The 25768-nt window shown below is 64.0% G+C and carries 27 protein-coding genes; 6 read left to right on the forward strand and 21 right to left on the reverse strand.

From position 1 onward, the window contains the following. Positions 1-19 precede the first annotated feature (19 nt). Positions 20-2344, reverse strand: a complete 2325-nt coding sequence (locus GYH29_RS21970) for a TonB-dependent receptor domain-containing protein (protein ID WP_161524407.1) — start codon at positions 2342-2344, stop codon at positions 20-22. A gap of 58 nt (positions 2345-2402) precedes the next feature. Then, complete coding sequence (locus GYH29_RS21975; RefSeq protein WP_043589560.1) at positions 2403-2873, reverse strand: Lrp/AsnC family transcriptional regulator; 471 nt, start codon at positions 2871-2873, stop codon at positions 2403-2405. Between the two features lie 140 nt (positions 2874-3013). Here GYH29_RS21975 and kynB point away from each other — a divergent pair, with 140 nt between their 5' ends. From kynB to GYH29_RS22005, 6 genes are all read left to right on the forward strand, one after another. Further along, positions 3014-3667 carry an arylformamidase gene (kynB, locus tag GYH29_RS21980; RefSeq protein WP_161524408.1) on the forward strand — a complete coding sequence of 218 codons (654 nt, stop codon included), beginning with the start codon at positions 3014-3016 and terminating at the stop codon, positions 3665-3667. Between the two features lie 8 nt (positions 3668-3675). After that, complete coding sequence (kynU, locus tag GYH29_RS21985; protein ID WP_161524409.1) at positions 3676-4929, forward strand: kynureninase; 1254 nt, start codon at positions 3676-3678, stop codon at positions 4927-4929. Positions 4930-5063: 134 nt separating this feature from the next. Then, positions 5064-6452: an amino acid permease gene (locus GYH29_RS21990; protein ID WP_043640636.1), complete on the forward strand. Its 1389-nt coding sequence runs from the start codon at positions 5064-5066 to the stop codon at positions 6450-6452. 246 nt (positions 6453-6698) lie between these two features. Further along, positions 6699-8471 (forward strand): ABC transporter transmembrane domain-containing protein, encoded by a 1773-nt coding sequence (locus GYH29_RS21995; protein ID WP_039756530.1) that lies wholly within the window; start codon positions 6699-6701, stop codon positions 8469-8471. After that, a complete protein-coding gene (locus GYH29_RS22000; RefSeq protein WP_161524410.1) occupies positions 8461-10218 on the forward strand; it encodes an ABC transporter ATP-binding protein in 1758 nt (585 codons plus the stop codon). The genes GYH29_RS21995 and GYH29_RS22000 overlap by 11 nt, the downstream gene beginning before the upstream one ends. Positions 10219-10236: 18 nt before the next feature. Beyond that, positions 10237-11031, forward strand: coding sequence for a TatD family hydrolase (locus tag GYH29_RS22005; protein ID WP_161524411.1), 795 nt, complete (start codon positions 10237-10239; stop codon positions 11029-11031). Positions 11032-11046: 15 nt separating this feature from the next. Here the strand turns inward: GYH29_RS22005 and GYH29_RS22010 are convergent, their stop codons facing one another. The 19 genes from GYH29_RS22010 to GYH29_RS22100 form a co-directional block, all read right to left on the reverse strand. Continuing rightward, a complete protein-coding gene (locus tag GYH29_RS22010) occupies positions 11047-12678 on the reverse strand; it encodes a methyl-accepting chemotaxis protein (protein WP_043589552.1) in 1632 nt (543 codons plus the stop codon). Positions 12679-12878: 200 nt separating this feature from the next. Next, on the reverse strand, positions 12879-13232 hold the full coding sequence (locus tag GYH29_RS22015) for a DUF2069 domain-containing protein (protein ID WP_019104270.1): 354 nt from the start codon (positions 13230-13232) through the stop codon (positions 12879-12881). Further along, positions 13229-13969 (reverse strand): twin-arginine translocase subunit TatC, encoded by a 741-nt coding sequence (gene tatC / locus GYH29_RS22020; RefSeq protein WP_043589550.1) that lies wholly within the window; start codon positions 13967-13969, stop codon positions 13229-13231. Before tatC ends, GYH29_RS22015 begins: the two co-directional genes overlap by 4 nt. A 72-nt stretch (positions 13970-14041) precedes the next feature. Then, positions 14042-14536 (reverse strand): Sec-independent protein translocase protein TatB, encoded by a 495-nt coding sequence (gene tatB / locus GYH29_RS22025; RefSeq protein ID WP_019100360.1) that lies wholly within the window; start codon positions 14534-14536, stop codon positions 14042-14044. A 14-nt stretch (positions 14537-14550) separates the two neighbouring features. Further along, entirely contained in the window at positions 14551-14760 is a 210-nt protein-coding gene (tatA, locus tag GYH29_RS22030) for a Sec-independent protein translocase subunit TatA (protein WP_043589548.1), read from the reverse strand. A gap of 72 nt (positions 14761-14832) precedes the next feature. Beyond that, positions 14833-15156 carry a histidine triad nucleotide-binding protein gene (locus GYH29_RS22035; protein ID WP_019100820.1) on the reverse strand — a complete coding sequence of 108 codons (324 nt, stop codon included), beginning with the start codon at positions 15154-15156 and terminating at the stop codon, positions 14833-14835. Between the two features lie 21 nt (positions 15157-15177). After that, entirely contained in the window at positions 15178-15504 is a 327-nt protein-coding gene (locus GYH29_RS22040; RefSeq protein ID WP_043589545.1) for a phosphoribosyl-ATP diphosphatase, read from the reverse strand. A 124-nt stretch (positions 15505-15628) separates the two neighbouring features. Continuing rightward, positions 15629-16021, reverse strand: coding sequence for a phosphoribosyl-AMP cyclohydrolase (hisI, locus tag GYH29_RS22045; protein WP_019103913.1), 393 nt, complete (start codon positions 16019-16021; stop codon positions 15629-15631). 200 nt (positions 16022-16221) lie between these two features. Further along, the gene (gene hisF, locus GYH29_RS22050; protein WP_019103912.1) at positions 16222-16986 is read right to left on the reverse strand and encodes an imidazole glycerol phosphate synthase subunit HisF; all 765 of its coding nucleotides are present in this window, start codon (positions 16984-16986) and stop codon (positions 16222-16224) included. A gap of 168 nt (positions 16987-17154) precedes the next feature. Next, positions 17155-17895, reverse strand: a complete 741-nt coding sequence (gene hisA, locus GYH29_RS22055; RefSeq protein WP_019103911.1) for a 1-(5-phosphoribosyl)-5-[(5-phosphoribosylamino)methylideneamino]imidazole-4-carboxamide isomerase — start codon at positions 17893-17895, stop codon at positions 17155-17157. A gap of 20 nt (positions 17896-17915) precedes the next feature. Further along, positions 17916-18557, reverse strand: a complete 642-nt coding sequence (gene hisH, locus GYH29_RS22060; RefSeq protein WP_039756392.1) for an imidazole glycerol phosphate synthase subunit HisH — start codon at positions 18555-18557, stop codon at positions 17916-17918. An 83-nt stretch (positions 18558-18640) separates the two neighbouring features. Continuing rightward, positions 18641-19234 carry an imidazoleglycerol-phosphate dehydratase HisB gene (gene hisB / locus GYH29_RS22065; RefSeq protein ID WP_161524412.1) on the reverse strand — a complete coding sequence of 198 codons (594 nt, stop codon included), beginning with the start codon at positions 19232-19234 and terminating at the stop codon, positions 18641-18643. A gap of 3 nt (positions 19235-19237) precedes the next feature. After that, entirely contained in the window at positions 19238-20308 is a 1071-nt protein-coding gene (hisC, locus tag GYH29_RS22070) for a histidinol-phosphate transaminase (protein ID WP_043589542.1), read from the reverse strand. Between the two features lie 99 nt (positions 20309-20407). Continuing rightward, on the reverse strand, positions 20408-21397 hold the full coding sequence (locus GYH29_RS22075) for an ABC transporter substrate-binding protein (RefSeq protein ID WP_019103907.1): 990 nt from the start codon (positions 21395-21397) through the stop codon (positions 20408-20410). 50 nt (positions 21398-21447) lie between these two features. Continuing rightward, entirely contained in the window at positions 21448-22746 is a 1299-nt protein-coding gene (gene hisD, locus GYH29_RS22080) for a histidinol dehydrogenase (protein WP_019103906.1), read from the reverse strand. A 10-nt stretch (positions 22747-22756) separates the two neighbouring features. Beyond that, entirely contained in the window at positions 22757-23398 is a 642-nt protein-coding gene (hisG, locus tag GYH29_RS22085; protein WP_043589540.1) for an ATP phosphoribosyltransferase, read from the reverse strand. Between the two features lie 53 nt (positions 23399-23451). Continuing rightward, complete coding sequence (locus GYH29_RS22090) at positions 23452-24168, reverse strand: flagellar brake protein (RefSeq protein ID WP_232060440.1); 717 nt, start codon at positions 24166-24168, stop codon at positions 23452-23454. Between the two features lie 93 nt (positions 24169-24261). Continuing rightward, positions 24262-24849 carry an SCO family protein gene (locus GYH29_RS22095; protein ID WP_048412980.1) on the reverse strand — a complete coding sequence of 196 codons (588 nt, stop codon included), beginning with the start codon at positions 24847-24849 and terminating at the stop codon, positions 24262-24264. Beyond that, positions 24849-25748, reverse strand: a complete 900-nt coding sequence (locus GYH29_RS22100) for a heme o synthase (RefSeq protein ID WP_019102802.1) — start codon at positions 25746-25748, stop codon at positions 24849-24851. The genes GYH29_RS22095 and GYH29_RS22100 overlap by 1 nt, the downstream gene beginning before the upstream one ends. Positions 25749-25768 lie beyond the last annotated feature (20 nt).

Genomic DNA, 25768 nt, shown 5'->3' on the forward strand with positions numbered 1-25768 from the left:
GCAGGCTTTGAGCAGGCTCTCAGAAACGCGCCTCCATCCCCATCCGTATGGTCCGCCCCGGGATCGGCATGCTGATCACGGAGCCGGGATCCACCGCATAGCGGTTGGTCAGGTTATCCACATTGAAATTCACGTTGACTTGCTTGTTCAGGCGGTACTCGATGAACAGGTCCACCAAGCGTTCGGACGCCAGTTCCAACACCGGTTGCGCGCCAGTGCCCTTGAGCCAGTCCGCCGGATTGGTCTTGCCCGAATGGTAACGCCAGCGTCCGCCCACGGTCAGATCGCCGTTCAACAAATGCTTGCCGGCGGAAATCACGTACACGCTCTTGGGCGGGATGCGGGTCGGGATCAGACTCCAGGCGAAGCCGTTCGGATTGCACACCGAGGCGTCGCGCCGGGTCGCCTGGTTCACCGAACATACTTCCGGCTCCAGGTAGCGAGTGGCGGCGGCTTCCACGAAGAAGGACGGGCTATGGTAGTCCAAGCCGAATTCATAGCCGCGCAGTTCCACCTTGTCGTAGTTGAGGAAGGTCAGATTGCCCTGCCACGACGGCATGCCCGGCGTCCGGTCCAGCCAGGCGCTGGAAATATAGTCCGCTACCTTGTTGTCGAAATAGGCGGCCTTGAAGCCGATGCGCTCCTGATCGCGGAACACGTTCTGGAAACTCGCCTTAAGGCCCAGTTCCAGGTTCAGCGAACGCTCCGGCCGCAAGGGGTTGTAAGGGTTGTAGCTGAAGACCTCGGACGAGGTGGTTGTTTCGTACAGGCTGGGGGTGCGGTAGGCGCGGCCGCCTTTGGCGTAAACATCCAGCCACTTGGCAAGATGAACGTCCACCTGGCCAGTCAGGTCCAGCTTGGGCGCGTAATCCGCTTCCAGATTGGTCGCATAGTCGCGCGTGGTCGAACCATGCAGATTCGTGCCCAGAGAGAAGCTGGCCCAGCGATAGGACAGGACGGCGTTGGCGAACAGGCTGCGCTCATTGCGCACCCCGTTGCGCGACGCTTCCAACGTCCTCGGCTGCTCGGTGTAGCGGCTGGTGGGCTGGGTGCGCTCCTGCTGGAAGGCTAGGCCGTAGCTCAGGCTCAAGGGCAGGACATCCAGTTCCGACCGGTTGAGCACATTGAAACCGTGACGCTTGTTGTTGTAGGCATGCATGTACTGATCGCCGTAGGAGGCGCCGGGGCGGCCGGCCCATAAGCCGTTGTGCTGATCCAGATCCGCCTCGGTGGCCCACAGGCCCAAGTTCAGGTCGATAAGCTTGTTGTCGCTGGGCGTATAGCTGTAGTTGGCGCTATAGGCATGCACGACGGCGCTGCCCAGCGCCCATTGCGGCATCGACTCCACCCCCGGCGGCAGCTCTTGGAAATTCTTGTCGTTGGAATTCTTGTACCAGTAAGCGGCCAGCAGTTCGCCAGCTTGCTGACGGTGGCGGCGGAAGATCAACTTCAAGCGCTGCGCGTCGTCCAGCGCGAAGCCCAGCTTGGCCAACAGAGAGTCGCTCTCGTAACTGGTGTTCACCACCTCCTGACCGCGCGACACCACCGCTTCCGGGTAGCCCTCATAGCCATGGACGCCGGCGAAGTAATTGCCGGTGCGCCGCTTGCTGTAAGCCAGCAGAGCATCGAGGCCAGGCTGCCGATAAGCCAACGCCAGCGTGGCCGAACCATTGTTGAACACTCGCGGGCTGAGGCCGTTGTTCAATTTGTAATAAACTTGGTCGCGCTCGTCTCCCGGCACTGCGGGCATCTTGTTATTGTTGTACAGGCTGCCTTTCAACAGTACGCCGAAATCCTTGCCGGGGCGAAGCACGTCCTCGACGCCCAAGGTGCGCATCTGCACCAGGCCGCCAATCGCGCCGCTGGAGAAGGCGCCGTTGCTGGCACCCTCCTCCACGCTGACTTTGCTGATCAGGTCGGAATCAATATAGGTGCGGTCGCTGGTGCCCTGGTAACCGCGGGCGGTGTGGGTGGATTGCAGGCTGCCGTCTATCAATACCGGCACCCGGCCTTCGCCTTGCAGACCGCGGATGCCCAGGTCGATGGCGCCGGCTTCGTTTCGGATATTGTTGACCTGCACACTGGGCAAGGCGGAAAAGATGTCGGCGTTGCCAGTGCCGCGCGCGCGGCGCAATTGCGCCGCATCCAGTTCCTCGCCATGCAAAAGCGCGCGTTTGCGCTCGGCGCTGACGTGAACGGTTTCCAGTTGCGGCGCGAGCTCGGCGGCCAACAGGGTTTGCGAATGGGCTGCCGACAATAACAGCCAGGCGGGAAGGCTCCAGTATTTCATGGTGTGGATGGAGTGGGGTTCAGGAGCGCCGAAGTTAATGCTAATGATTCTCATTAACAATGGTAATTATGCCAAGCCACCCCTCCGCGCCAGCCACACCGTCGGTGCGAGGCTATTTACCGTCCAGCGGCACTTCCCAGCGCTGATCCTTGAGCGTGCGCATTACGATGTAGGAACAGATGTCGCGCATGCCGGGAATGCGGTTCAGCCGCTCCACGATGAAACCGCTGAAAGCGGCCAGATTACGACAACGGACGTGCAGTACATAGTTGCTGGGACCGGCGACGATGTAAGCGGCGGCGATTTCCTCGAACTGCTGGATGCGGTTCATGAAATCTTCGTGCCAGTCCTCGCGCGCCCGGTCCAAGGTCACGTGCACGATGGCCTCCAGCTCGTAGCCGAGCAGGGCCGGGTCCAACTGCGCGTGATAGCCGCGTATCAGACCCTGGCTTTCCAGCGCTCGCACCCGCCGCAGGCAGGCGGACGGAGACAGGGCTACCTGATCGGCCAGGTCCTGATTGCTGAGCCTGGCGTTGTGCTGCAATGCGGAAAGAATCCGGCAATCTATCGCATCAAGTTGCATTTGCAATTTCCCATCGTTATCTGTCCATTCCGCTGCAGTTCCTGCGAAAAGCATGCCATTAGCAAGACCAACTTGCAATTTCTGGCGGATGCCTTGGTGCTAGCATGATTCCAAGCTTTTCGCCTCTCTGGAGCCGCTCCATGTTGCTTGATATCAGTCCCCCGCTGCGCGCCGGCCTGCCGGTCTGGCCCGGCGACACCGCTTTCGACGCCAGCCCCGCCTGGCAGCTGGACGCCCACTGTCCGGTCAACGTGGCGCGGCTGACCCTGTCTCCGCATAGCGGCGCGCACGCCGATGCGCCATCCCACTTCCAGGCCGCCGGCCAAGGCATAGGCCAAGTAGCGCTGGACGCCTACCTGGGGCCGTGCCGAGTGATTCACTGTCTATCCCCCGGCCCGCTGATCCGGCTGGAGCAGATCCAGTCCCGGCTCGCAACCCAACCCACTCCGCTGCCGCCGCGCCTGTTGATCCGCAGCTACGCGCGCTACCCGCTGGAGGCCTGGGACGCGGACTTCCCCGGCGTGGAGGCCGCCGCCATAGATTGGTTGGGCGGCCAGGGCGTGCGCCTGATCGGCGTCGACACCGCCTCGCTGGACCCGATGGACAGCAAAACCATGGACGCCCACCACGCCACCGCGCGCCAGCGCATGGCCATCCTGGAACAATTGCTGTTGGACCACGCGCCGGAGGGCGATTACGAACTGATCGCGCTGCCTCTGAAGCTGATGAACCTGGACGCCAGCCCGGTGCGCGCCGTGCTGCGGCCCTTGCCCGTTTCCACCCCTCTCGTGTAGGACCCGCCATGAAACACACTCGCGAAGCTTGTCTCATCGCCGATCAGCAAGATCCGCTGGCCGGCTTCCGCCAACGGTTCAACCTTCCGGCCAACACCATCTATCTGGACGGCAACTCGCTGGGCGTGCTGCCCAAGGGCGCGCTGGAGCGCAGCCAACAGGTAATCACCCGGGAATGGGGCCATGACCTGATCCGCAGCTGGAACACCGCCGGCTGGTTCGACATGCCGACGCGGCTGGGCGACAAGCTGGCGCCGCTGCTGGGCGCCGGCCCCGGCGAAACCGTGGTCACCGACACCACCTCGCTCAACTTGTTCAAGGCGCTGGCGGCGGCCTTGCGCATCCAGCGGCAAACCCACCCAGAACGCAAGGTGATCCTGTCCGAGCGCGACAACTTCCCCACCGATCTCTACATGATCCAGGGCATGATCGAATTCCTGCAGCAGGGCTATGAACTGCGCTTGATCGACGAGGCGCTGCCGCTGGAACAGGCGCTGGACGACAAGGTGGCGGTGCTGCTGCTGTCCCACGTCAATTACCGCACCGGCTATCTCTACGATATGGCCGCGGTGACCCACAGCGCTCATCAATGCGGCGCGCTGGCGATCTGGGACCTGGCCCACGCGGCCGGCGCGCTGCAGGTTGACCTGAACGGCGCGGACGCCGACTTCGCCGTCGGCTGCACTTACAAATATCTGAACGGCGGCCCGGGCTCGCCGGCCTTCATCTGGGTCGCCCCGCGCCATCAAAACGCTTTCTGGCAGCCCTTGTCCGGCTGGTGGGGCCATGCCAAGCCCTTCGAGATGGCCGCCGACTACGCGCCTGCCCAGGGCATCCGCCGCTTCCTGTGCGGCACCCAGCCCATCGTGTCGCTGGCCTTGCTGGAGTGCGGTCTGGATGTGGCGCGAGAGGTGGACAGCCAACAGCTGCGCGCCAAATCGCTGGCCCTGACCGATCTGTTCATCGAGTTGGTGGAGCAACGTTGCGGCGGCCACCCGCTGACTCTGATCACCCCTCGCGAGCACGTGCGCCGCGGCAGCCACGTCAGCTTCCGCCACCCGCAAGGCTTCGCGGTGATGCAGGCGCTGATCGCCAACGGCGTCATCGGCGACTACCGCGAGCCGGAAGTGCTGCGCTTCGGCGTCACCCCGCTTTACCTGAGCCATGCCGACATCTGGGACGCGGTGGAAATCCTGCGCGAGATTCTGGACAGCGGCAGTTGGGACCGACCGGAGTTTCATCGCCGCGGCGCAGTGACCTGAGCCCGGAACGGTGCGACGGCCCCTGCCGCCGCGCCTCTACAGAGCCGCCGCCCGCGATAGCTACGCAGCCGGCGGCTCAACAGCGCAAGGGACGTTAGATCCCGCAACAGCGCCATCTACAGAGGAGAAACATCATGAGCAGCTTCCAGGACATCAAAGACAGAGAACAAGGCTTGCAACGTCGGCTCACCGCCGGACAGATGAGCATGATCGCCATCGGCGGCGCCATCGGCACCGGCCTGTTCCTCGGCAGCAAATTCGCCATCGGCTTCGCCGGACCCAGCGTGGTGCTCAGCTACGCCATCGGAGGCCTGATTACCTTGTTGCTGATGGGCTGTCTGGCGGAGATGACGGTGGCGCACGCCACCTCCGGCTCCTTCGGCGCCTACGCCGAGCACTACGTCAGCCCCTTGGCTGGTTTCCTGGTGCGCTACAGCTACTGGGCCTGCGTGGTGCTGGCGGTGGGGACCGAAATCACCGCCGTGGCCGAATACATGCGCTACTGGTTTCCAGACACCCCGCCCTGGATCTGGATTCTGCTGTTCTCCAGCGCGCTGATCGGCGTCAACGCCGCCAGCGTCAAGGCCTTCGGCACCGTGGAGTACTGGTTCTCCTCCATCAAGATCTTCGCCATCCTCGCCTTCATCCTGATGGGCTGCTACGTGGTGTGGGGCAGCGGTAATCCGGCTTACGGCGCGCACAACTTCAGCGCCGACGGCGGCTTTTTCCCCAACGGTGTCTGGGGGATGTGGGTGGCGGTGGTCATTTCCATCTTCAGCTATCTGAGCGTGGAAATGATCGCGGTGGCCGCTGGCGAGGCCGAAAATCCGGAGCAGGCGGTGCGCCAGGCTTTCCGCGCCACGATCGCGCGGCTCGTGGTGTTCTACCTGCTGTCGCTGAGCCTGATCATCGCCATCGTGCCCTGGGGCCGCATCGGCTCCGGTAACAGCCCCTTCGTCACCGTGATGCAGGTGCTTAATATTCCCTACGCAGCCGGCATCCTCAATTTCGTGGTGGTGGTGGCCGCTCTGTCGGCGATGAACAGCCAGCTCTACATCACCACCCGCATGATGTTCAGCCTGTCGCGCGCCGGCGACGCGCCTGTAGGGCTGGGCAAACTGAACCCGCGCGGCATTCCGGTCAACGCGCTTCTGCTGTCCACCAGCGGCATCGCGCTGGCGGCGGTGCTGTACGTGCTGTTTCCGCAACAGGCGTTCACGCTGATGATTTCCTTGTCGATGTTCGGCGCCATGTTCACCTGGCTGATGATCTTCTACACGCATCTTCGCTTCCGCCGTCATCATGATCAGGCCGGCGGGCTGGATCTGCCATTCAAGATGCGTCTGTTTCCCTACAGCACGCTGACCGGGCTGGTGCTGATGCTGGCGATCATGGTCACCACCGTCTTTACCGAGGTCTTCCGACTGACCCTGGTCTTCGGCCTGCCCTTCCTGCTGTTGCTGGTCGTCCTCTATCACAAAGTGCGCAGGCCGCGGCTGACGCCCGCGGCGCAAACGAATTAAGCCCAGTTGCGAAATCGCCAGGCCGGGTCCGCTCGGCCTGAGCTTGTTCAAAGGATTTCGCGCATGAGCGGAACAAGGAGAAAACAGCTGGAAAAGCGTAATGCGCAGGTGGTACGTGCGCATTTCGAAACCCTTTGCAATACCGTATCGCAGCAACACGTCAGACTTTGAACCGGTTCTGACACCGCTATCGGATTCGGCATAGAATGTTCGACTCGATACCCCATCCGGATGCCCGCCTCCGCCATGTCACGCCCGTCCGATCTCACCTCCGGCGCCAGCCTGTCCGCGTTGCTGCGCGGCTTCGTCCTCCGCCATTGGCCCTACTACCTGCGCGCGGCGTTGATGCTAGCCGCCGTGGCGGTGCTCACCGTGCTGATTCCGCGTCAGATCGGCCAAATCGTCGACCTGCTGGCCAAGGGCGAGCTTGGCGGCCCGCAGCTGCTGCGTGAGTTGAGCTGGCTGCTGCTGTTCGGCGTGGTGATCTATTTGCTGCGCGCCGGCTGGCGGCTGCAATTGTTCGCCGCCGCCTACCAGTTGGGCGTGGAGTTGCGCACCCGGCTGTATCAGCGGCTAAGCCGCCAGGGGCCGGGCTTCTACCATCACCAACGCACCGGGGACCTGATGGCGCGCGCCACCAACGACATCGACGCGGTGGAAATGGCCGCCGGAGAAGCGATGCTGGCGGGCTTCGACGGCAGCCTGACCCTGGTGATGGTGCTGGCGATGATGACCTTGGGTATAGACTGGCGGCTGGCCGCCGCCGCGCTGCTGCCCTTCCCGCTAATGGCCTTCGCCTTCTGGCGCATCACCCGCCGCGTGCATCAGGCTTGGGCCGGCTCTCTGCAAAGCTTCAGCCGGCTCAACGACCACGTTCAAGAGACGCTGAGCGGAGTGCGCACGCTGCGCACCCTGGGCCTGGAGGAACGCAACAGCCGCGAACTGGCCGGCCTGGCGGCTTCCGCGGCCGACAACAGCCTGGAGGCACAACGCTGGGAGGCGGCGTTCGAACCGGTGGTGGGGCTAACCCTGAGCACCGCGGCGGCGGCCACGCTAGGCGTGGGCGGCTATCTGGTCTGGCAACAACAACTGACCATAGGCGCGCTGACCAGCTTCAGCATGTATCTGGGCCAGTTGATCTGGCCGATGTTCGCCGCCGGCTGGGTGTTGTCGCTGCTGGAGCGCGGCCGCGCCGGCTGGAACCGGCTGGAGCCCGTGCTGAGCGCGCCCGAGTCCGTGGACGACAGCGGCTCCAACACAACGGAGCCGGCTGGCGAACTGCGCTGGCACAATCTCGACTTCACTTACCCGGGACAGACGACGCCGGCGCTGCGCGCGATCGAACTGCGCCTGAGCCGTGGCCAGACCCTGGGCATCGTCGGCCCTACCGGCAGCGGAAAGTCCACGCTGCTGCGCCTGCTGCTGCGCCAATATCCGCTGCCGGCCGGCAGCATCAGTTGGAACGGCGTGCCGCTGGAGGAATACAAGATGGACGCCTTGCGCGCGGCGATTAGCTGGGTGCCGCAGGAATCTTTCCTGTTCTCCGCCTCGGTGGCCGACAATATCGCGCTGACGCGGCCGGACGCCTCCGAGCGCGATATCGAACGCGTAGCGCGGCTGGCGGCGGTTCACGACGATATCCTGCGTCTGGCTCAGGGCTACGCCACTCCGGTGGGCGAAAAAGGCGTGGCCTTGTCCGGCGGCCAGCGCCAGCGCCTGGCCATCGCCCGCGCGCTGCTGGCCGACGCGCCGCTGCTGCTGCTGGACGACGCCTTGTCCGCGGTGGACACCCAGACCGAAACCCAGATCCTGCACCATCTGCGCGAAGCGCGCCGCGGCCGCAGCGTGATCATCGCCAGCCACCGGCTGTCCGCGGTGGCCGACGCCGACCACATCATCGTGCTGCAGCACGGCGGTATCGCCGAAGTCGGCAGTCACGAGGCGTTGCTGCAACTGAACGGCTGGTACGCCAGCCAGTGGCGCTACCAACAACTGGAGGCCAGCCTGGATGAAATCTGATCAATCCGCGATCAATCGGCGCCGGGCGGTGGCCCTGCTGCGCCAATCCGCCGCTCCGGAAAACCGCCATGTGCTGTGGGGCACGCTGTGGCTGATTGCCGCCGCGCTGATGGAAGCGCTGTCGCCGCTGCTGGGCAAGGTGTTCATCGACCGCTACCTGCTGCCGCGCACGCCACAGTGGCTGGAAATGGGCCTGCTGCTGCTCGCCTGTCTGATGGCCGGCTACGCCGCCTCCAGCCTGCGCTATCTGCAACTGGTGCGCCTGTCCGGCGTGGCGATGCGCTCGGTGCAAAGGCTGCGCGAACAGGTCTACCGCCACGTGATCCGGCTGCCCATGGCCTTCTTCGACAAGGCGATCACCGGCCAGCTGGTCAGCCGCGTCACCAACGACACCGAGTCGGTGAAGGCGCTCTATGTGCAGGTGCTGTTCGTGATGCTGGACAGCAGCATCGTCGTGATCGGCGTGATGGCGGCGATGGCCTGGCTGGACTGGCGGCTGATGCTGCTGGCGGCAATGCTCCTCCCGGCGATGCTGGCCATCGTCTGGCTGTATCAGCGCTGGAGCGCGCCGTCGGTAACGCGAGCCCGCGCGCTGCGCAGCGACATCAACGCTCAGATGGCGGAATCCATCTCCGGCATGAGCGTGCTGCAAGCCTCCAACGCCACCGGCCGCTTCGCCGAGCGTTTCGATCAGGCCAACCACAATTACTACCGGGCGCGGATCGCGGAACTGAGCGCCAACGCCTGGCTGCTGCGGCCGGCGCTGGACTTACTGAAAGTGCTGCTGCTGGCCGGGGTGATCTACAGCTTCAGCCAACGGTCGCTGGGCGCGCTGCAGATAGGCGTGCTCTACGCCTTCATCAGCTATATCGGCCGCATGGTGGACCCGCTGATCCAGATCACCATGCAGTTCAGCCAGCTGCAGCAGGCGGTGGTGGCGGCGGCGCGGGTGGATGCGCTGCTGCAGGAACCGGCCGCGGCGGCCGGCCAGGGCCGCGGCCGCATCGGCCGGGGCGCGGTCAGCTTCCGCCGGGTGAGCTTCGGCTATCAGCCGGAGCGGCCGGTCTTGCCCGATCTGTCGCTGGAGATTCCGGCCGGCGGCTTCATCGGCATCGTCGGCCACACCGGCAGCGGCAAATCCACCTTGCTGTCGCTGCTGCTGCGCTTCTACGCGCCGCAAAGCGGCGAGATACTGATAGACGACCAAGCGCTGGCCACTTTCGACGACGCGGCCTTCCGCGACGGCGTCGGCCTGGTGCCGCAGGATCCCTTCCTGCTGGCCGCCAGCGCCCGCGACAATATCGCCATGGGCCGCCCGCTGTCGCAACAGCAGATCGAGGACGCCGCGCGCGCCGCCGGCGCTCACGACTTGATCCTGGCGCTGGAACAGGGTTACGACACCGATATGGGCGAGAGCGGCTCGCGGCTGTCCAGCGGCCAGAAGCAGTTGATCGCCATCGCCCGCGCGCTGGCGGGCCGGCCGCGCATCCTGCTGCTGGACGAGGCCACCTCCCACATCGACAGCGAAACCGAGCAGCTGGTGCAAAGAGCGCTGGAACGGCTTCGCGGCCAGATCACGCTGATCTCCATCGCCCACCGGCTGTCCACCATACGCGACGCCGACCGCATCATCGTGCTCAACCATGGCCAGATCGCCGAAACCGGAAGCCACGAGGAATTGATGACCGTGGGCGGCATCTACCAACGGCTATACTTGCTGCAGCAATTGCAGCCGGAAGCCGGCTGAACCAGCGACGACTCCGCCATGCACCGTTTTCTCTCCCCGCCCGCGTCCGACGCGCTGATCGACACCCACTGCCATCTGGACGCGCCGGAGCTGGCCCCGATGCTGTCCGCCGTGCTGGAACGCGCGCGCGCCGTCGGCGTGGGCCAGATCCTGGTGCCCGCGGTGCGCGCCGACACCTTCGCCGCCGCCGCCGCCCTGCGCCGCGACCACGGTTGCTGGATAGGCTTCGGCCTGCATCCCATCTATCTGGAACGGCATCTGGACGAGCATCTGGGAGAGCTGGAGCGCGCGCTGCGCGAACAGCGGCCGGAAGCGGTGGGGGAAATCGGTCTGGATTTCTATCTGCCGGAACTGGACCCGGCGCGGCAGGAAACCTTGTTCGTCGAACAGCTGAAGCTGGCGCGCAAATACGCGCTGCCCGTGGTGCTGCATGTGCGCCGCTCGGTGGACCGCGTGCTCAAACATCTGCGCGAGCAGCGCGTCGAGCTAGGTATCGCCCACGCTTTCAACGGTAGCCCGCAACAGGCGGAAGCAATGCTGCGCCAGGGCATGAAGCTGGGCTTCGGCGGCGCGATGACCTACTCCGGCTCGCAGCGCATCCGCCGGCTGGCGGCCACTCTGCCGCTGTCCGGCCTGGTGCTGGAAACCGACGCGCCGGACATCCGCCCCGAGTTCGCCCAGGACCGGCCCAACGAGCCGGCCCATCTGGCCGCCTTCAGCGCTCTGCTGGCCGAACTGCGCGGCGTGCCGGAGCCGGAGCTGCGCCGTGCCTTGCGCCGCAACAGCCTGGACGCGCTGGGCATCGTCGGCTGACATACCCTCCCAATCTCAGGTGCGGAAGCGCCTGAGATTGGAGTCTAGGTCCACCGACAACTGCTGCAACTCCTGCGACAGCTGGCTGGCTTGGCCGGAGGCTTTGGCGGTGCTCTCGTTCATCTGCGCCATCTGCTCTACATTGCCCGCCACCAGTTGACTGGCGTGGCTCTGCTCCTTGATTGCGTTGGCGATATCGGTGATGCGTTCCACCGAATGCTGCGACAGCTGATGGATTTCACGCAGCGACTCGGCCACGCTGGAGGTGCTGCTGACGCCGCTTTCGATACGGGCATTCGCCTGCTGCATGCTCTGGTAGGCTCGCTGGGTATCGGTCTGCACCCCTTCGATATGGGTGGATATTTCCGTAGTGGCCTGGCTGGTACGCTCGGCCAGCTTGCGCACTTCATCCGCCACCACGGCGAAACCGCGCCCCATCTCGCCGGCTCGCGCGGCTTCAATCGCCGCGTTCAAAGCCAATAGATTGGTCTGGTCCGCGATGTCGCGGATCACCCGCACAATGTCGCCGATATCGCTGGAGCGCTGATTCAACTGGTCCATCACCGTGGAGGTTTCCGTAATGCCACTAGCGATCAGCTGGATCTCGCTGGCGGCTTTTTCCGCCAGGCCGTTGCCGCGGTCCGCCTGCGCCATGGTCTGGCGCGCCTGGCCTTCCACATCGCGGGTGTTGTCCGCCACCAGATTGATACTGACCGACATCTGCTCGATCGCCGCCGCGCCGCTGGCGGCGGACTCCGCCTGATTGGCCGCGGCGCCGGACACCTGGGAACTGACGTCGGCCATTTGTCCGGAAGCGTTGGCCAATTGGGTGGCGTGGCCCTGTGCTTCCTGCACCAAGCGGCGCACCGTGCCGACCAAGGAAGCCAGCGACTCGCCGACGCTGCCCAGCTCGTTACGGCCAAAATCCGGCAACTCCAGGTTCAGATCGCAGGTTTGCGCCAACTGCTGCGCGGAGTCCCGCATCTGCAGCAAGGGCACGCGGATGGAGCGGATGATGTACCAGGACACCACTAGGCTGGCCAGCAGGCCGATCACCACCGTGGCCAGCAACTGGCTGCGCACCGCGTCCGCCGAAGCGTCGATCTGGCTGCGCAGCCGCGCCACCGCGTCGGAACCGCCCTTGGCCAGCTTGGCTGAGACTTCTTCCATCTGGTGGATACTGCTCTTGTACTGGCCAAACGCCTTGTTGGCGTCGCTGGTGCCGGCAAGCTCCTGCTTGTCCACCTTGGCCCCCACTGTCTTGAAACCATCCGCGTAGCTGTTGAGCAGTCCGTCCAGCGCCGTCAGTTGCTGTGTGGCGTCGCCGTTCAGCGGGTGAGTGCCGGCGTTCTTGATCGCCGCATGCGCGCCCTCCAGCGTTTTGCCCCATTTCTCGCTGTACTCGGCGCGCTTGGCCGCATCTCCCATATTGATGAAATAATCTTTCTCGAAACGCCGCAGATTGCCCATATGCTGCTGCAACTCCACCACGTCGCGGTAAAAGGCCAGCTCATGGGTGCTGACATCCTCCACCCGGCTGGAAATACTCCCCAGACCGATGAAAGCCAGCAGGCTGGTCACCGCCAGCGCCACCAACAACAAGGCGAAACCCAGGGTAATCCGGGCCGCAATCGTCATATTCCGCATTTATACACTCCCCAACCAAACTGTATTTTTTGGATTTCCGCCGATCAAGTCCGCGGTTTCGCCGCGATTGTAAACCAAGCCGTTTGTGGTTTTACCCGCATGACTCCGGCAAGTTTCACAGTCTGCACACCGCATGAGCGAAGGGCGCAAAAAAAGCCGTCAGCATGAGCTGACGGCTTCCTTTTCGCTTCGCGCGGAGTCTACTGCGGCTGACGCGACAACTTGAAGGTTCTGGCAAAGCCCAATACACAGACGAAGAATAGTCCGCTTAAGAAGATTTCGCCCCATGCAAGTTGCTGCGACAGGCCACGATCGGCCCAACCGCGCATCACGCCCTCGGTAAAGTAAGCCAGGATGAACATGCTGGCCCATTGATAGGTATAAAGGCGCTGACCCAGGATGCCGCGCAGCGGCAGCAGCAACACCGCCGCCTTGAGCGCCAGCAGCGAGCCGCCCGGACGCAGCGGCGCCAGCCACAGCTCCCAGGCCAGGCACAGCAGAATCAGCGCGATCAGCGACGCCGACGCGCCGTAATACCAGGCGTTTCGATTCATGAACCATCCTCCAGCAATGGGCGCTCCTTCTTGCGGCCCAGGAACACCGCCATCAAAATGCCCGCTTCGTACAGCAACCACAGCGGCACCGCCAAGAGGGTTTGCGACAGCACGTCCGGCGGCGTGACAACGGCGGCCACCACGAAGGCGCCGACGATGACATAAGGCCGGCCCTGACGCAGTTTTTCCACCGACACCACGCCCATGCGCACCAGCAGGATCACCACCACCGGCACCTCGAAGGTGACGCCGAAGGCCATGAACATGCCCAGCACGAAGGACAGGTATTTATCGATGTCGGTCATCATGCTGACCCCGACCGGCGTCACCGCCGACATGAAGCCGAACACCACGGGAAACACCAGGAAATAGGCGAAAGCCATGCCGATAAGGAAGAGCAGCAGGCTGGCCACCACCAAGGGCAGCACCAACCGTTTCTCATGGTGGTAGAGCCCGGGGGCGACAAAGGCCCAGATCTGATACAGGGTATTGGGCAGCGAGATCAGGAAAGCCACCAGCATGGTCACCTTGACCGGTACGAAGAACGGCGCGGTGACATCGGTGGCGATCATGTTCGCCCCCGCAGGCAGCGCGTCCAGCAATGGTTTGGCCAACAGGTGGTAGATATCCCCGGACCAATGGAACAGGCCGAGAAACACCAACGCGATGCCGAGCAGCGCCCGCACCAGACGGGTGCGCAACTCAAGCAGATGCGCGAGCAAGGGTTGTTCATTCATGCGCGGGATTTCCAATGGATTCAGGAACGGCCGAAGCGGGAACCAGCCCCGCCTGGCCGGGTGCGGCCGGCCTCAGCGTAGCGATGGCGGCTCCACCGGCTGGGGCGGCGACGGCGGCAAGTCGTCGAACAGATCCAGTTGGTTCTCGTCCTTGACCGGCGCCGTCTCGGCCTGCGCCGCTAGCTCGATCGGAAGAGGCTCCAGCAGATCCGGCTGCAGGCCGCCGTGGATGACATTGGCCGCCTCTTCCACCGGCGCGCGCGCCTCGTCCGCCAGCGCGCGCAGTTCGGCGCCGTTCTGCTCCATCGCCTCGCGCACGCCGCGCACCTCGGAGTCGAGCTGGCCTTTGAACGACTGCGCGGCGTCCTCGATGTCCTGCCGCAATTCGTTCAGACCGGTCAAGTTGGCCTGCTGCTGGATATCGGCCTTCACCGTGGCCACAAAGCGCTGGGCGCGGCCCACCAACGCGCCCAAAGTGCGCGCCACCGTGGGCAAGCGCTCCGGCCCCAGCACCACCAGGGCCACCACGCCTATCAACAGGATTTCGCCAAAGCTGATTTCAAACACGCTTGAACCGCGCCTTATTTCTTGTCGGCGTCGCCGTCGATGATACGGCCGGTTTCGGCCGGCTTATCCTTGGCGGCCTTGTCGTTCTCGCCGTTCATGCCTTCCTTGAAGCCTTTAACGGCGCCGCCCAGATCCTCGCCGATATTGCGCAGTTTCTTGGTGCCGAACACCAGCACCACGATCAGCAATACCACCAGCCAGTGCCAGATGCTGAAAGAACCCATGATTTACTTCCTTATCAAATCGAATGAATGCGCGGAGGCCGCCCGGCCGTCCGCCCTGGCCGGATAGGCCAATCAGTTTTTGTGACCGAATACATGCACGTGCAGGTGAAACACTTCCTGCCCGCCGCCGCGGCCGGTGTTGATGCCGGTCTTGAAACCAGCCTCCAGACCCTGTTCGCGCGCCAATTTGGGCGCCAGCGTCAGCATCTTGCCCAGCACCGCCTCGTGCTCGGGACCGCAATGGGCCAGCGAGTCCACGTGTTGCTTGGGAATCAGCATGAAATGCACGGGAGCGATCGGACGAATGTCGTGGAAGGCCAGTACATCGTCGTCTTCGTAGATTTTATTGGCCGGAATCTGCCCGGCCACGATTTTGCAGAAGATGCAATCTGTCATTGTGTCGGCTCTCGCTAAATCTTAAGGGGTGGGGGCGCGGGAAGCCTTTTCATCCAGGCCGGAAATACCCTCGCGCCGCTTCAACTCCATCAGCACGTCCTCAGGCCGCAGGCCATGATAGGTCAGCAACACCATGCTGTGGAACCACAGATCGGCCACCTCGCGCACCAAGTGCAGCTTGTCCTTGTCCTTGGAGGCCATCAGCGTCTCCGCCGCCTCCTCCGCCACTTTCTTCAAAATGGCGTCCTCGCCCTTGTGAAACAGGGACGCCACATAGGAAGACTGGGAACTGGCTTCGCGCCGCGCTTCCAGCGTGTCCGCGATGGTTTTCAGCACATCCTGGCTCATGTCGCTATTCCTTTACGCCGCAACCCCGGCAAGTATATGTCGTTCCGATGGCAAAACGATAACAATCGGCTTGCCGGCTGCCATTCTAACGGCCGGCCGCCGCGCGGCGTTGACCGCGCGCAAGTCAATCCTTGCGATAGATCGCATCCGGGTCCTTCAACACCGCGTCGACAACGACCCAATCCTGCCGCGCTGAGTCGAAACGTCGGTAGAAACAGCTTTCACGGCCAGTGTGGCAGGCAATGCCGCCTGCCTGCTCGATCTGCATCACCACCACGTCGCCGTCGCAATCCAGCCTCAGCTCCTTGACGGTTTGCAGATGGCCGGAGTCCTCACCCTTCTTCCACAGCTTGCCGCGCGAGCGGCTCCAGTAATGAGCAACGCCGGTTTCCGCGGTCAAGGCCAGGCTGTCGCGGTTCATCCATGCCACCATCAGCACCCGGCCGCTGGCGGCGTCCTGAGCAATGGCGGCCACCAGGCCCTTGTCGTCCCATTTGACTTCATCCAACCAATTCATGGCTCACCTTTGCGCCGCGCGCCTTGGCTATGAGTGGCGGCGCGGAAAATGATTCAGCGCGGCGTCCGCTTCGCTTCAAATTAAGACGCCGGCAAGTGGGTTTGTGTTCTAAAGCCCTGCGTCCAAGCGCGAGACAGGCCATTGGCGCAAACAATGCGGAAGCATTCAGTTGCCGCGCGCGGCGGGCATGGAGCCGACTCTCACAGCCGCACCTCAATGCCGGCGTCCCGCATCGCCTGCTTGGCCTCCGCCACCGTGTGCTCGCCAAAATGGAAAATACTGGCGGCCAGCACCGCGTCGGCCTTGCCCAGCTTGACCCCGTCCACCAAGTGTTGCAGCGTCCCCACGCCGCCGGAGGCGATCACCGGGATATCCACCGCCTCCGACACCGCGCGCGTCAGCTCCAGATTAAAGCCTATCTTGGTGCCGTCGCGGTCCATGCTGGTCAGCAGGATTTCTCCCGCCCCTAGTTGCTGCATCTGACGCGCCCACGCCACCGCGTCAATGCCGGTGCGCGTGCGGCCGCCATGGGTGAACACCTCCCAGCGGTCGTTCTCCGGCGTCACCGCCTTGGCATCCACCGCCACCACCACGCACTGGCTGCCGAAACGGTCGGCCGCCTCGCTGACCAACTGCGGGCGGGTCACCGCCGCGGTGTTGATGCTGACCTTGTCCGCGCCGGCGCTGAGCAGGCGGCGGATGTCCGCCACCTCCCGCACCCCGCCGCCCACGGTCAAGGGGATGAACACCTGCTCCGCCACCGATTCAATCACGTGCAGGATGATGTCGCGCTGGTCCGAGCTGGCGGTGATGTCCAGAAAGGTCAACTCGTCCGCGCCCTGTTCGTTGTAGCGACGGGCGATTTCCACCGGGTCGCCGGCGTCGCGCAGGCCCAAGAAGTTGACGCCTTTGACGACGCGGCCGGCGGTCACGTCCAGACAGGGGATGATGCGTTTGGCAAGCATATGGGGTCCGGCAAACAGCCAACCGGCCCGGACAGTGAGTACGGGCCGGCAAGGCTTGATGAGTCGAGAAACAGGCTCTCAGAACCTGCTCATAGTCTGCTGCGCTTCAGCGGCATGGCGTTGAAAACGCCTGGTCTCGCTCTTGCTCGCGCGACTTTGAGCAGCCTCTCAGTCCGACAATTCGTCGGCCAGCGTCTGCGCGGCAGCGAAATCAATGCCGCCTTCGTAGATGGCGCGACCGGTGATCGCGCCTTCGATGCCCTCGTCCTCCACCGCGCACAGCGCGCGGATGTCGTCGAGATTGCTCAGACCGCCGGAAGCGATTACCGGGATGGTCAACGCCTGCGCCAGCTTGACGGTGGCGTCGATATTGACGCCGTTCATCATGCCGTCGCGGCCGATGTCGGTGTAGATCACCGAATTGACGCCGTAATCCTGGAAGCGCTTGGCCAGATCAACCACCTTGTGGTTGGTGATCTTGGCCCAGCCGTCTACCGCCACCATGCCGTCCTTGGCGTCCAGGCCGACGATGACCTGGCCCGGGAAGGCATCGCAGGCATCATGCAGGAAGCCGGGGGTCTTGACCGCGGCTGTCCCTATGATCACGTAGGACAAGCCCATGTCCAGATACTTCTCTATGGTGTCCAGGTCGCGGATGCCTCCGCCCAACTGCACCGGCAATTCATCGCCGACCTCGCCCAAGATGTCGCGGATCACCGCCAGATTCTTGGGCTTGCCGGCGAAGGCACCGTTGAGGTCGACCAGATGCAGGCGGCGAGCGCCCTGATCGCGCCAATGGGCGGCGACTTGCACAGGGTCGTCGGAGAAAACGGTGGCATCGTCCATCACGCCCTGTTTCAGGCGTACGCATTGACCGTCTTTCAGGTCTATCGCGGGTATGAGCAGCATGGTGCTAAATCAAACGTGAGTTAAACACTGCCATCCCAGGCCAGGAAGTTCTTCATCATCTGAAGACCGGCCCGGTGGCTCTTTTCGGTGTGGAACTGGCTTGCGAAGATGTTCCCACGACCGACAATACAGGAAAACCGCTCGGGATATTCACTTTCCGCCAGCGTCAGGCCCGCATCGGCCGGCGCAAAGTGGTAACTATGCACAAAATAGAAACGCTCGCCGTCGGCGATGCCGGCGAACAAGGGGTGGACTGTTTTCTGGAACACCTGGTTCCACCCCATGTGCGGCACTTTCAAACGCTCGCCCTCGGCGTCGCGCAGCCCGGGGGCAAAGCGCGCCACCTTGCCGGGAAACAGGCCCAGGCCTTGGGTCGGCCCCTCCTCGCTTTCCTCGAACAATAGCTGGGCGCCGACGCAGATGCCAAAAAACGGCTTGCTCTTGGTGCTTTCCCTTATCGCATCGGCCAAACCGTGTTGATTCAGTTCCCGCATGCAGTCCGGCATCGCGCCCTGCCCGGGAAAGATCACTTTGTCCGCCCTGAGCACGGTCTCCGGCTCGCTGGTGAGAAAGATATCCGCGCCGATGTCGTTGACCGCCTGCGCCGACTTGAGCACCGAATGCAGATTGCCCATGCCGTAATCCACTACTGCAACTTTAATCGCCATCCTACAAGCTCGCTTCGGGGTGTGGCGGCGCTCCGGCCAAATGCGGCCGGAGCCCTGAAAAAAACGGCACAGCCGACTTATGCGGTCAACGTGCCCTTGGTGGACGGCGTCTGCCCGGCCATGCGCTCGTCCGCCTCACAGGCCATGCGCAGAGCGCGGCCGAAGGCCTTGAAGATGGTTTCGGCTTGATGATGGCTGTTGACGCCGCGCAGATTGTCTATGTGCAGCGTGACCATGCTGTGATTGACGAAGCCATGAAAGAATTCGGAAAACAGATCGACGTCGAACTGGCCGATGCTCGCGCGGGTGTATTCGACGTTGTACACCAAGCCCGGTCGGCCGGACAGATCGATCACCACTCGGCTCAGCGCCTCGTCCAAGGGCACGTAGGCGTGGCCATAGCGGCGGATGCCCTTCTTATCCCCGATCGCCTTGGCAAAAGCCTGGCCCAGAGTGATGCCGATGTCTTCCACCGTGTGATGGGCGTCAATGTGCAGGTCGCCGTGGGCGGCCACCTCCAGATCGATCAAGCCGTGGCGAGCGATCTGGTCCATCATGTGGTCGAGAAAGGGCACGCCGGTTTCAAAGCGGCCGGCCCCGACGCCGTCCAGGTTCAGGCTGACGGTAATCTGGGTTTCCAGGGTATTGCGGGTAACGGTTGCGGTTCTCATGACTTAGGCGAAGTAAGCGTCCAGGGCCGCCAGCATGGCGTCGTTTTCCTGCGGCGTGCCCACGGTCAGACGCAGGCATCGCTCCAGCAGCGGATGGCTGCCGTGCAGTTGTTTGATCAGGATGCCGCTGGCCTTGAAATGCTGGTACAAGGCCGGCGCGTCCGGCACCCGGATGGTGATGAAATTGGCTTCAGACGGGAAGGCTTCTACGGCGGCGTAGCGCGCTAGCCCCGCCGCCAGCCGGCCGCGTTCCTCGCACAGCTCCGCGGCCTGACGGTTGAACACCTCTAGATAGCGCAGCGAGAAGCGTGCGGCGGCCTGGGTCAGCACATTGATGTTGTACGGAGGGCGCACCTTGTCCAGCTCGCGGATCCAGGCGGCGGGGCCGGCGGCGTAGCCCAGCCGGATGCCGGCCAGGCCCAGCTTGGACAGCGTGCGCATCACGATCAGATTATCGCGCAGGCCGGCCAGGTTCATGAAGCTGTCGCTGGCGAAAGCCTGGTAGGCTTCGTCCACCACCACCAGGCCGGGCGCGGCCTCGCAGATCGCCTCCACCTCGGCGCGGGCAAAGCGCGGGCCGGTCGGATTATTGGGGTAGGACACGAATACCACCGCCGGCTGGTGCTCGGCGATGGCCGCCAGCGTCGCCGGCAGATCCAGGCTGAAATCGGAACGCAGCGGCACGCCTATGTAGTCGAGGCCGGAGAACAGCGCGTTCATCTTGTACATCACGAACGAGGGCTCCAGCGCCAGCAACTTGGCGCCGGGACGGGCCAACGTCTGCGCCACCAGGGTGATCAGTTCGTCTGAGCCGTTGCCCAGCAACACATCGGCCGGCTCGGGTATCGAAAACGCCTGCTTCAGCTGGGCTTTCAGGGTGCCGCCGGACGGGTCCGGATAACGGTTGACGGCGACGTCGGCCAGCGTCCGCGCCAGTTCTTGACGCAGCTCGACCGGCAGCGGCCACGGATTCTCCATGGCGTCCAGTTTGATGTAGCCGTCGGCGGAGGCTACCGGGTAGGCGCTGATGGCGGCGATCTCATCGCGCACCAGTTGTCGGACGGACTTTTTCATGACTTCGCAATCGGCCTCGCGGCCAACAAAAGCCCCGCGGACGGAGCCGTGTTATCGGAAACGGCGAAAAGCTATAGTAGCGTGTTCATTCGCTTTCAGCTACTCGACCCAGTTGGCCCGTTCCCGCAGCCGCGCCGGCAGCTCGACGCGGTCGCGCGCCATCCCTTCGCGGCTGAAAACATAACGGCCTTCCGACGGCGTCACCGGGAACAAACTGGCCACCGATTGGCCTTGGAACAGCACCTGTTCGGCCAACTTGGCCGCCTCTCGGCCCTGCTCGTAGCCGGACAGCACCAAGCCGCCCGCAGCCTTGTCCTTGCCCACGGCGAAGTCCCAAAACGCAAACAGCGGCAGCTTGGCGTGGGCGGCGGTCCAACGCAGCGCTTCATCGCCGGGCACTACCTTGCCTCCGGCGTCGCGCAGGGTGAAGTAGAGACCCACCCAGATCGCCTGGTAGCGGCCGGCTGCGCTCAGCACTCGCCGCTGCCACTCGGCGTAGGAGCCGGTCAAGACCAGGTCGACATGGATATTGGCCAACAACATGGTGTCGCGGCCGACGAAGGTCTCATCGCGGATGATGCGCGAGGTCAGATCGTCGTCGAACAGCACCAGGGCGTTGCGCAAGCCTTTGACGGTTTTGCCCAATTCGAAGACGCTGCGCAGGATCAAGGGCCGCTCCAGCACGCCGCTGACGCCCGTCGCCGCGCCCGGGAAGTAATTGCGCGGGTTGTTGTTGATGCCTAGATAGATCACCGGCACGCCTTGCTGAGCCAGCTTGCTGCCCACTCTCTGCAACGCGGCGTCGTCGCCGACGATGACAAGGTCCGGCTTTATTTTAGCCGCCATGGCCAGCGCCTCGTCGGCGCGCGCCTGGTGCTGGGCCGGCGGCAGGCGCTTGGTGTCCATCGCGTAGTAGCTCAATTGCGCGCGCTTGCCCAAGCGCTCCTGCAGCGCGCGGCGGTAATCCTGATCCCAGGGGTAGTCGCTGTGATAGCTCTCCACCACCAGCACCCGCGGCTGAGCCCAAGCCGCCGCGGACAAGAAAAAGGCCAGACAGAGTCCGGCCATGATGCGTAGCAGCCCAGCCATCGCCTTCTCCGGTTACCTATCCAGATTAAGCGATGACGCGGCGTTTTGCTCTAAGCGTTTGCGTCCAAACGCAGTTCCGCGGCTCGCGCGTGCGCGCTCAGGCCCTCGCCGTGAGCCAACAGGCTGGCAACCTGGCCCAGCGCCCGAGCGCCGGCCTGGGACACCCGGATCAGGCTGCTGCGCTTCTGGAAATCGTACACCCCCAGCGGACTGGCGAAACGCGCAGTGCGGCTGGTGGGCAGCACGTGATTAGGGCCGGCGCAATAATCACCCAGGCTTTCCGAAGTGAAACGACCCATGAAGATGGCGCCGGCGTGGCGAATCCGAGGCAACAACTCGTCCGGATTGGCCACCGACAGCTCCAGATGCTCGGGCGCGATGTAGTTGGCGATCTCGCAGGCTTGCGCCAAGTCGCTGACCTGAATCAGCGCGCCGCGGTTGCTCAGGCTGGCCTCGATGATTGCGCGGCGCGACATCTGCGGCAGCAACCTGGCGACGCTGGCCTCGACCTGGGCAATGTATTCCGCCGACGGGCACAGCAAGATGGCCTGGGCGATTTCATCGTGCTCGGCCTGGCTGAACAAGTCCATCGCCACCCAGTCCGGCGGGGTGTCGCCATCGCAGATCACCAGAATCTCGGACGGGCCGGCCACCATGTCGATGCCCACCACGCCGAATACCCGGCGCTTGGCCGCGGCGACGTAAGCATTGCCCGGGCCGGTGATCTTGTCGACCTGAGGCACGGTTTCCGTGCCGTAGGCTAGCGCGGCCACCGCCTGCGCGCCGCCACAGGTGAACACCTTGTCGACGCCGGCGATATAGGCTGCCGCCAACACCAGATCGTTGCGCTCGCCGTCCGGCGTCGGCACCACCATGATGATTTCGCCCACGCCGGCCACCTTGGCCGGCAGCGCGTTCATCAGCACCGAGCTGGGATAGGCGGCCTTGCCGCCCGGCACGTAGATGCCGACGCGGTCCAGCGGCGTCACTTGCTGCCCCAACAGGGTGCCGTCCTCGTCCTGATAGCTCCAGGAATGCGCCAGCTGCTTCTCATGATAGCGGCGCACCCGCTCCGCGGCGGTGCTGAGCGCATGGCGCACTGGATCGCTCAGCCGCTGGAAGGCGGCCTCCAGTTGCTCTCGCGACAGCGTCAGATCGGCCATGGAGGCGGCGCGCATGCGATCGAAGCGGTTGGTGTACTCGATCACCGCGGCGTCGCCGCGCGCTTTGACGTCGTCGCAGATGGCGGCGACGGCGGCGTCGACGGCCGGGTCTTGCGCGGTTTCAAAAGCCAGCAGCGCTTGCAAGCGGTCGGTGAAATCGGCTTGGGAAGAAGACAGTTTCAGCATGGAGCGGACCTCAGGCCGGCACGGCGCCGGCGAATGCGTCCAGCACCGGCTGGATCACGTCGTGTTTAAGCTTGAGCGCGGCCTGGTTGACCACCAGCCGCGAACTGATGTCGACGATGTGCTCGACCGCGATCAGATTGTTGGCGCGCAATGTCCCACCGGTGGAGACCAGGTCGACGATGGCGTCGGCCAAGCCGACCAGCGGCGCCAGCTCCATCGAGCCGTAGAGCTTGATGATGTCCACGTGCACGCCTTTGCGGGCGAAGTGCTCGCGCGCGATCTGCGGATACTTGGTGGCGATCTTCAGCCTCGCGCCGCGACGCACCGCGGCCTCGTAATCGAACCCGTTTTGCACCGCCACCATCATATTGCACTTGGCGATATTCAAATCCAGCGGCTGATACAGGCCGGCGCCGCCGTGCTCGATCAGCACGTCACGGCCGGCGATGCCCAGATCGGCCGCGCCGTACTGGACGTAGGTCGGGACGTCGGACGCGCGCACGATCACCAGCCGCACCCCCGGATGGTTAGTGCCGATAATCAGTTTGCGCGAGGCTTCAGGGTCCTCCGCCGGCAAAATGCCGGCGGCGGCCAGCAAAGGCAGAGTTTCTTCAAAGATGCGCCCTTTGGACAGGGCAATAGTCAGCTTCATGATGTATTGCGGCAAGGATAACGAAATCGAAGTTAAGGCGGAGCGACGCGGGCTCAGCCCACCAGAGCGCGGCGTTCGCGCTCCAGTAGGCCGACGTAGCGCTGGATCAACGTCTCCATCGCCGGCGTCAGCCCCAGATAGGAACAGCCTATGCGTACGGCTTCGTTGCCATTGCGCAATTTAGCGGCCAGCCGGTGGCGGACTTCCAACCCGATATGCAGCGCGCCCAGCGGTTTCAAATCCAGCGTGCAGCGCTGGTATTGCTGGCCGATGTCGAAGCCGGGCGTTCCCGGCTGCGGCAGCCACATGCTGACGCCGCCCAGGCTGACGTCGAACAAGGCCAGGTCGACGGGCTTGTGCGGATAATCGGCCACATGGCACATCACTGGGCTGGCCACCGGGGTCTGGATGCGGAAGAACTCGCGGCGCTGCAGCTTGATCACCTGCCCGGGCAGATCCGCCTGGAAGGCCGGCTGGCCCTCCCACTCGACGCGCCGCACTTGGCCGGTGACAAATTGGGTCTTGACGCCCTCCGGCGAGCAGACAAAGACATTGCGCTCACTGGCCAGTAAATGCTCATTGGTCTCCGGGTCCGCGCCCCAGTCGAACACCAGCGTGCCCGCCTTGTGATCCACTTCCAAGAAGCGGGTCAGGATGAAGGTTTTACCCTTGTTGGAAAACACCGTCACCATGTGGCCGTTCTTGGCGATGCCGGCCAGGTGATGGGCGATCTCCACCGATGTGGACAGCGTGTATTTGGCGAGATCCAACGATGGCTGCGAGCCGGATGTTGCGCCAGCGTTATGGTCGTTGCTCACTTTGATCCGACTTTCATGTCTGCGTCAGTTTCCGATACGCCAAGTTTAGCGTAACAACTGTCCAATATCATGAGCCAAGCTCGCCGACGGCGTCCCATAGGCTTCAAACACCCGCAAACGGCCCTGTTTATCCAACAGATAGGAGCCGGCGCTGTGGTCCACGCTATAGCCGCCGCCCGGCTGGCTCACGCGCTGGGCGACGATCTTGTACTGGTTCTTGATCTGTTCGACCTCGCCGGCGGTGCCGGTCAGGCCGATGAAGCCGCGGTTGAAGTGCGGCACGTAGCCGGCCAGCACCTGCGGCGTGTCGCGCTCGGGATCGATGCTGACGAACAGCACCTGCACCTGGTCGGCCTTGTCGCCCAGCTGCTTCACCGCGGCCGCGTATTCCAGCATGGTGGTCGGGCAAACGTCCGGACAATGGGTGTAGCCGAAGAACAGCGCCACCACCTTGCCCTGGTATTGGGACAGGCTGCGGCGCTGGCCTTGATGGTCGGTCAGCGTGAAATCGCCGCCTATCGACGCGCCGGCGACGTCGGTGCCTTTCAAATCCAGCTTGGGTTCATTCGGCGAGCACGCGGCCAGCCACAGCGGCAGCAACAGCCAGCCGGCGAGTTTTATCAATTTGCGCATCAGGAAACGGGTATCAGCCAGTAGTGGTCTATCAGCAGGGCCGCGAACAGCCAGGTCAGATACCAGATCGACCAGGCAAAGGCGCGGCGGGCCAGAGCGTCAGCATACTGGCGATGCAGGCGCACGGCAAGGAAGAGCAGCCGAGCGTCCAGCGCCAGCGCCGCCAGCAGATAGAGCCAGCCGGCCGCTCCCATCGCCACCGGCAGCAGGGTAATGGCCGACAACAGCAGCGAGTACAGCAAGATGGACAAGGTGGTGAAACGCTGGCCGTGGGTGACCGGCAGCATGGGCAGCCCGGCGCGGGCGTAATCGTCGCGGCGGTACAACGCCAGCGCCCAGAAATGCGGCGGCGTCCAGGCGTAGATGATCAGGAACAGCACCAGCGCGAAGGCGTGCACCTCGCCGGTCATCGCCGCCCAGCCCAGCACCGGCGGCATCGCGCCGCTGGCGCCGCCGATCACGATGTTCTGCGGCGTGTTGGGCTTGAGCAGCAAGGTGTAGACGATGGCGTAGCCAACGAAGGTGGCCAGCGTCAGCCAGGCGGTCAGCGCGTTGACCAGGCCGGCCAGCAAGGCCATGCCGATGCCGCCGGCGGTCAGCGCGATGATCAGGGTCTCGGCCGCGCCGGCCTCGCCGCGCGCGGTGGCGCGCCAGGCGGTGCGGCGCATATTGGCGTCCACCGTGCGCTCCACCAGACAGTTGATCATCGCCGCCGCGCCGGCCACCAGCGCGATGCCGGCGGTGGCCGGCAATAAGCGCGCCGGGTCCGGCCAGCCCGGCCCCGCCAGGAACATGCCGATCACCGCGCAGAACACGATCAGCCCCACCACCCGGGGCTTGGCCAGTTGCATCAAGGCGACCGCGTGTTGGCGCGCCTGCTGAAGCTCCGCTGCGTTCATGTTTTTCCCCCTCAGGATGC

The organism is Chromobacterium haemolyticum, from assembly GCF_009936155.1.
In the GTDB taxonomy this organism is placed as follows: domain Bacteria; phylum Pseudomonadota; class Gammaproteobacteria; order Burkholderiales; family Chromobacteriaceae; genus Chromobacterium; species Chromobacterium haemolyticum.

What these genes read in the sequence shown, in the direction of transcription:
- hisC (WP_043589542.1), bottom strand. Translation starts at nt 20,308, where the DNA reads ATGAAAAAGTCCGTCCGACAACTGGTGCGCGATGAGATCGCCGCCATC.
- GYH29_RS21970 (WP_161524407.1), bottom strand. Translation starts at nt 2,344, where the DNA reads ATGAGAATCATTAGCATTAACTTCGGCGCTCCTGAACCCCACTCCATC.
- GYH29_RS22005 (WP_161524411.1), top strand. Translation starts at nt 10,237, where the DNA reads ATGCACCGTTTTCTCTCCCCGCCCGCGTCCGACGCGCTGATCGACACC.
- tatA (WP_043589548.1), bottom strand. Translation starts at nt 14,760, where the DNA reads ATGGGTTCTTTCAGCATCTGGCACTGGCTGGTGGTATTGCTGATCGTG.
- GYH29_RS22010 (WP_043589552.1), bottom strand. Translation starts at nt 12,678, where the DNA reads ATGCGGAATATGACGATTGCGGCCCGGATTACCCTGGGTTTCGCCTTG.
- GYH29_RS22000 (WP_161524410.1), top strand. Translation starts at nt 8,461, where the DNA reads ATGAAATCTGATCAATCCGCGATCAATCGGCGCCGGGCGGTGGCCCTG.
- GYH29_RS22015 (WP_019104270.1), bottom strand. Translation starts at nt 13,232, where the DNA reads ATGAATCGAAACGCCTGGTATTACGGCGCGTCGGCGTCGCTGATCGCG.
- hisI (WP_019103913.1), bottom strand. Translation starts at nt 16,021, where the DNA reads ATGAATTGGTTGGATGAAGTCAAATGGGACGACAAGGGCCTGGTGGCC.
- GYH29_RS21975 (WP_043589560.1), bottom strand. Translation starts at nt 2,873, where the DNA reads ATGCAACTTGATGCGATAGATTGCCGGATTCTTTCCGCATTGCAGCAC.
- GYH29_RS21995 (WP_039756530.1), top strand. Translation starts at nt 6,699, where the DNA reads ATGTCACGCCCGTCCGATCTCACCTCCGGCGCCAGCCTGTCCGCGTTG.
- GYH29_RS22075 (WP_019103907.1), bottom strand. Translation starts at nt 21,397, where the DNA reads ATGGCTGGGCTGCTACGCATCATGGCCGGACTCTGTCTGGCCTTTTTC.
- hisD (WP_019103906.1), bottom strand. Translation starts at nt 22,746, where the DNA reads ATGCTGAAACTGTCTTCTTCCCAAGCCGATTTCACCGACCGCTTGCAA.
- hisF (WP_019103912.1), bottom strand. Translation starts at nt 16,986, where the DNA reads ATGCTTGCCAAACGCATCATCCCCTGTCTGGACGTGACCGCCGGCCGC.
- kynU (WP_161524409.1), top strand. Translation starts at nt 3,676, where the DNA reads ATGAAACACACTCGCGAAGCTTGTCTCATCGCCGATCAGCAAGATCCG.
- GYH29_RS21990 (WP_043640636.1), top strand. Translation starts at nt 5,064, where the DNA reads ATGAGCAGCTTCCAGGACATCAAAGACAGAGAACAAGGCTTGCAACGT.
- tatC (WP_043589550.1), bottom strand. Translation starts at nt 13,969, where the DNA reads ATGAATGAACAACCCTTGCTCGCGCATCTGCTTGAGTTGCGCACCCGT.
- GYH29_RS22095 (WP_048412980.1), bottom strand. Translation starts at nt 24,849, where the DNA reads ATGCGCAAATTGATAAAACTCGCCGGCTGGCTGTTGCTGCCGCTGTGG.
- hisB (WP_161524412.1), bottom strand. Translation starts at nt 19,234, where the DNA reads ATGAGAACCGCAACCGTTACCCGCAATACCCTGGAAACCCAGATTACC.
- GYH29_RS22035 (WP_019100820.1), bottom strand. Translation starts at nt 15,156, where the DNA reads ATGACAGATTGCATCTTCTGCAAAATCGTGGCCGGGCAGATTCCGGCC.
- GYH29_RS22040 (WP_043589545.1), bottom strand. Translation starts at nt 15,504, where the DNA reads ATGAGCCAGGATGTGCTGAAAACCATCGCGGACACGCTGGAAGCGCGG.
- hisG (WP_043589540.1), bottom strand. Translation starts at nt 23,398, where the DNA reads ATGAAGCTGACTATTGCCCTGTCCAAAGGGCGCATCTTTGAAGAAACT.
- hisA (WP_019103911.1), bottom strand. Translation starts at nt 17,895, where the DNA reads ATGCTGCTCATACCCGCGATAGACCTGAAAGACGGTCAATGCGTACGC.
- kynB (WP_161524408.1), top strand. Translation starts at nt 3,014, where the DNA reads ATGTTGCTTGATATCAGTCCCCCGCTGCGCGCCGGCCTGCCGGTCTGG.
- GYH29_RS22100 (WP_019102802.1), bottom strand. Translation starts at nt 25,748, where the DNA reads ATGAACGCAGCGGAGCTTCAGCAGGCGCGCCAACACGCGGTCGCCTTG.